Source organism: Butyricicoccus sp. AF35-5AC, assembly GCF_003477715.1.
In the GTDB taxonomy this organism is placed as follows: Bacteria; Bacillota; Clostridia; order Oscillospirales; family Butyricicoccaceae; genus Agathobaculum; species Agathobaculum butyriciproducens.
This window is the reverse complement of record NZ_QUDX01000047.1, coordinates 364-624: the sequence shown is the minus strand read 5'-3', so window position 1 is coordinate 624 and position 261 is coordinate 364. Positions and strand designations below refer to the sequence as shown.

Annotated in this window: 1 pseudogene; it reads left to right on the top strand. The window is 54.4% G+C overall.

The features are described from left to right. A pseudogene (locus DWZ82_RS15800) lies at positions 1-261 on the top strand (recombinase family protein); the annotation flags it as partial.

Genomic DNA, 261 nt, shown 5'->3' with positions numbered 1-261 from the left:
AAACATCCCCAGCGGATTTACTCCTGCAAGACCTACAATGCCTTTGGAAAGAACCACTGCACCCAGCACCGGATTGATTATGACACCCTTTACAGCCATGTGCTGCGGAAAATCCGGGAATGTGCCAGAGCTGCCCTGATGGACGGGGAAGCGGTTGCCGACCGCCTGACCAATACCTGTGAAGCCGAGAAGCGGGAACAGCGTGAAGCAATGGAACGCTCCCTTACAAGGGACGAGGAACGGATTGAGGTTCTGGACAAA